Origin of the sequence: Mycobacterium colombiense, from assembly GCF_003284935.1 — a bacterium.
In the GTDB taxonomy this organism is placed as follows: domain Bacteria; phylum Actinomycetota; class Actinomycetes; order Mycobacteriales; family Mycobacteriaceae; genus Mycobacterium; species Mycobacterium arosiense_A.
Genome location: NZ_QMEV01000129.1, coordinates 1 through 4,532, shown reverse-complemented (window position 1 = coordinate 4,532; position 4,532 = coordinate 1). Strand labels below are relative to the sequence as shown.

The following is a 4,532-nucleotide window of genomic DNA, read 5'->3' as shown; positions in this document are numbered from 1 at the left end:
CGGTACCGCTGCCGGGCCGCACCCGCGCGCAGCGCATCTATTGCCGCGCGGTGCTGCGCTGCCTGGGTGTGCGAATCACCGTGACCGGCAACCCGATTCGCAATCTGCGCGGGGTGCTGGTGGTGAGCCCGCACATGTCGTGGCTCGACGTCTTCGCCGTCGGCTCGGTGCTGCCCGGGTCGTTCGTCGCGCGCGCCGACATGTTCACCGGCCGCGCGACCGGGCTGGTTGCCCGCATTTTGAAGATCATCCCGATCGAGCGGTCCAGCCTGCGGCGGCTGCCCGGGGTGGTCGACGCCGTCGCGCGCCGGCTGCGCGCCGGTCACACGGTGGTGGCCTTCCCGGAGGGCACCACGTGGTGCGGTCTGGACCGGGGCGCCTTCTACCCGGCGATGTTCCAGGCGGCGATCGATGCCGGCCGCCCGGTGCAGCCCGTGCGGCTGACCTATCACCACGTCGACGGCAGCCCCTCGACGGTGCCGGCCTTCGTCGGCGACGAGACCCTGCTGAGCTCCATTCGCCGGCTGCTGATCGTGCCGCGCACGCTGGCGCGGGTGCACGTCGAGTCTCTGCAGCTCCCGGGGACCGACCGGCGCGCGCTGGCCGGCCGCTGCCAGTCCGCGGTGGGCGGCGGAACCGCCCGGCGCGCTGGTCACGGGCACGTGCTGGTGGCCTGAGCAACCGGGCGGGCCGGTATCGTGGTTCGCGTCATGGTCTACCTCGATCACGCCGCCACCACCCCGATGCACCCCGCCGCCGTCGAGGCGATGACGGCTGTGCTCGGCACGGTCGGCAACGCGTCCTCGCTGCACACCAGCGGCCGGGCGGCGCGGCGCCGCATCGAGGAGTCCCGGGAGCTGATCGCCGACAGGCTCGGCGCGCGACCGTCGGAGGTCATCTTCACCGCCGGCGGTACCGAGAGCGACAACCTGGCGGTCAAGGGCATCTACTGGGCCCGCCGCGACGCCGAGCCGCGGCACCGGCGCATCGTCACCAGTGCGGTGGAACACCACGCCGTGCTGGACTCGGTGCACTGGCTCGTCGAGCACGAGGGCGCCGAGGTCACCTGGCTGCCCACCGCCGCCGACGGGTCGGTGCCGGCCGCGGCGCTGCGCGAGGTGCTCACCCGCCACGACGACGTCGCGCTCGTCTCGGTGATGTGGGCGAACAACGAGGTCGGCACCGTCATGCCGGCCGCCGAACTGGCCGCCGTGGCGGCCGAATTCGGGGTCCCGATGCACAGCGACGCCGTGCAGGCGGTGGGGCAGCTGCCGGTCGACTTCGCCGCCAGCGGCCTGTCGGCGATGAGCGTGACCGCGCACAAGTTCGGCGGCCCGTCCGCCGTCGGTGCGCTGCTGCTGCGCCGCGACGTGGCGTGTGTGCCGCTGGCGCACGGGGGCGGGCAGGAGCGCGACATCCGTTCGGGCACCGCCGATGTCGCCGGCGCGGTCGGAATGGCGGCCGCGGCCCGGATCTCGGTCGACGGCCTCGAGGCCAACAGCGCCCGGCTGCGGGCGTTGCGCGACCGGCTGGTCGCCGGTGTGCTGGGCGCCATCGAGGACGTCACCCTCAATGGGGCCCGCGACCCGCAGCGGCTTCCCGGCAACGCGCACTTCACCTTCCGCGGCTGCGAGGGCGACGCGTTGTTGATGTTGCTGGACGCCAACGGAATCGAGTGTTCGACCGGATCGGCATGCACCGCCGGTGTCGCGCAGCCCTCCCACGTGCTGATCGCGATGGGCGCCGACGCGGCCACCGCCCGGGGGTCGTTGCGACTGTCGTTGGGGCACACCAGTTCCGATGCCGACGTCGACGCAGTGCTGCGGGTGCTGCCGGGCGCGGTGGACCGCGCCCGTCGGGCCGCGCTGGCCGCCGCGGGGGCGTCCTAAGTGAAAGTGCTTGCCGCGATGAGCGGTGGCGTCGACTCGTCGGTCGCCGCCGCCCGGATGGTCGACGCCGGACACGACGTGGTTGGCGTGCATCTGGCGCTGTCCAGCGCTCCCGGCACCCTGCGCACCGGCTCCCGGGGGTGTTGCTCGAAGGAGGACGCCTCCGATGCGCGCCGGGTCGCCGATGTGCTCGGAATCCCGTTCTACGTATGGGATTTCGCGGAGAGGTTCAAGTCCGACGTGATCGACGAATTCGTGTCGTCGTATGCGCGCGGCGAAACGCCCAACCCATGCGTGGTGTGCAATCAGAAGATCAAGTTCTCGGCCCTGTCGGCCAAAGCCGTTGCGCTGGGCTTCGATACGGTGGCCACCGGCCATTACGCCCGGCTCTCTGGCGGCCGGCTGCGCCGCGCCGTCGACATCGACAAGGACCAGTCCTACGTGCTGGCCGTCTTGAGCGCCGAGCAGCTGCGGCGCGCGGCGTTCCCGATCGGGGACACCCCCAAGCCGCAGATCCGGGCCGAGGCCGCGCGACGCGGGCTGACCGTCGCCGACAAGCCGGACAGCCACGACATCTGCTTCATCCCCTCGGGCAACACCCGCGCGTTCCTGGGCGAGCGCATCGGCGTGCGCCGCGGGGCCGTGGTCAATGCGGACGGCACGGTGCTGGCCGAGCACGACGGCGTGCACGGGTTCACCGTCGGCCAGCGCAAGGGTCTCGGCATCGCCGGACCGGGACCCGACGGCCGACCGCGCTACGTCACCGCGATCGACGCCGAGACCGCCACGGTGCGGGTGGGGGAGGCGGCCGATCTCGAAATCCGCGAGATGATCGGTCGCACACCAGTTTTCACGTCGGGTGTCGCGCCGTCGGGCCCGCTGGAGTGTGCGGTTCAGGTGCGCGCGCACGGCGAAACCGCCGACGCGATAGCCGAACTGGTCCACGGCGAGTTGGTCGTGCGACTGCGCGCCCCGATGCGCGGTGTGGCCCGCGGCCAGACGCTGGTGCTCTATCGCCGCGATCCCGAGGGTGACGAGGTGCTCGGCAGCGCCACCATCGCGGGCACCGCGCGCTGATCACCGCGGCATGTTCGCGGAGATGTTCGTCATCACGATGTCGGACACCGATTGCGCGAAGCCGCAGAAGGTGACCTCCAGCATGGCCACCGACAGGATCCGGTAGTCGCGGCCGCATCCCCCCGGCCGCAGGCGCAGCGTGGTGGCGTCGGCGTTCCAGTCGCCGACGTAGAGCTGTCCGCTCGAGCCGTTCGCGCAGTCGCCGACGGTGCCCACCAGGGCGCCGAAGGCGCGCCGGGCGGCGTCGGCGTCGCGATAGGCCGCGGCGCCCTCGGAGATCAGCGCGCCGTCGGGCGGGTCCTGAAAGGTCGTCTTGTGGAAGGCCTCGAGATCGCGGCCGAACGTGGCCGTCTCGGCGTAGATGAACCGGCACTCGCGCGGCGCGGTCTCCGCGAGCGCGTCGACGTCGACCGGGCTGGTGCCGTCCATCGACGGGATGATGGTCAGATGCTCGCCGGCGCCGGTGATCGCGCGCATCCGCGACTGGTCCAGCAGGATCGCGTCGACGTCGACGCCCTGCACCACCCGGCGGTTCGCGCCGGAACCCGCCAGGGCCGCGCCGTCCACCACCCGGGTGCACGACGCCACCAGCGCCACCGCCGCGCACAACAGCGGTAGCCACGCTGATTTCGGCTTCTGAGACACCCTTACGCACCCCTTTTGCGTCGAACCTACCCGCGCGGACCGCCCGCACACAGACCCCTGGCGACCGGTGAGTGCTGCGACGTCGAATACGGTTGCCGGGTGAGTGTTTTCGCCCCTCGGTTCGCCACGGCCAGCGGTGTCGGATCGTGGCCCGGGCTCGCCGCGCGGGAAGCCGCCGAAGTCGTGGTGGGTGAACTGGCGGGCGCGCTGGCCCACATCGTCGAACTGCCGGCCCGCGGGGTGGGTGCCGACATGCTCGGCCGGGCCGGCGCGCTGCTGGTCGACGTGGCCATCGACACGGTGCCGCGCGGCTACCGGCTCGCCGCCCGGCCGGGGGCGGTGACCCGCCGCGCGATCAGCCTGCTCGACGAGGACATGGACGCGCTGGAGGAGGCGTGGGAAGCCGCCGGCCTGCGCAACGACGGCCGGGTGGTGAAGGTGCAGGCGCCGGGCCCGATCACGCTGGCCGCCGAGATCGAGCTGGCCAACGGGCACCGGGCGATCACCGACGCCGGGGCGCTGCGCGACCTGGCGGCGTCGCTGGCCGAGGGGGTTGCCGCGCATCGGGCGGGGATGGCCCGCCGGCTCGAGGCGGAGGTGGTGGTCCAGTTCGACGAGCCGTCGCTGCCCACGGCGCTGGGCGGCCGGCTCAGTGGGGTCACCTCGCTGAGCCCGGTGGCGCCGCTCGACGAGGAGGTGGCCGCCGGCCTGCTCGACGGCTGCGCCCAAACGGTCGGAGGCGAGGTGCTGCTGCACTGCTGCGCCCGGGGTGTCCCGTGGGACCTGATGCAGCGCAGCGCATTTAGCGCCGTTTCGGTGGACGCGGGCGCGCTGAGCGCCGCGGACCTGGACGGCATCGCCGGGTTCGTGGAGGCGGGCCGCACCGTCGTCGTACATGGCGCCACGAGCACGCGCCGCAAC

Annotated in this window: 5 protein-coding genes; 4 read left to right on the top strand and 1 reads right to left on the bottom strand. The window is 72.8% G+C overall.

All coding sequences use genetic code 11. The features are described 5' to 3' along the window. The 3 genes from DQP57_RS26170 to mnmA form a co-directional block, all read left to right on the top strand. A partial coding sequence (locus tag DQP57_RS26170) for a lysophospholipid acyltransferase family protein (protein WP_133259319.1) occupies positions 1 to 677 on the top strand: 677 nt, incomplete at its 5' end. Positions 678 to 710: 33 nt separating this feature from the next. Then, complete coding sequence (locus DQP57_RS26165) at positions 711 to 1,889, top strand: cysteine desulfurase family protein (protein ID WP_112635786.1); 1,179 nt, start codon at positions 711 to 713, stop codon at positions 1,887 to 1,889. Further along, the gene (mnmA, locus tag DQP57_RS26160) at positions 1,890 to 2,966 is read left to right on the top strand and encodes a tRNA 2-thiouridine(34) synthase MnmA (RefSeq protein WP_112635784.1); all 1,077 of its coding nucleotides are present in this window, start codon (positions 1,890 to 1,892) and stop codon (positions 2,964 to 2,966) included. It abuts the gene before it with no gap. On the opposite strand, the gene DQP57_RS26155 is transcribed toward mnmA, so the two are convergent. Beyond that, positions 2,967 to 3,611, bottom strand: coding sequence for a sensor domain-containing protein (locus tag DQP57_RS26155; protein ID WP_205869244.1), 645 nt, complete (start codon positions 3,609 to 3,611; stop codon positions 2,967 to 2,969). Between the two features lie 99 nt (positions 3,612 to 3,710). Here DQP57_RS26155 and DQP57_RS26150 point away from each other — a divergent pair. Continuing rightward, positions 3,711 to 4,532: methionine synthase (locus tag DQP57_RS26150; RefSeq protein WP_112635782.1), on the top strand; the 822-nt coding region annotated here is incomplete at its 3' end.

Coding starts and splice junctions, on each gene's coding strand:
- DQP57_RS26165 (WP_112635786.1), top strand. CDS start 711: ATGGTCTACCTCGATCACGCCGCCACCACCCCGATGCACCCCGCCGCC.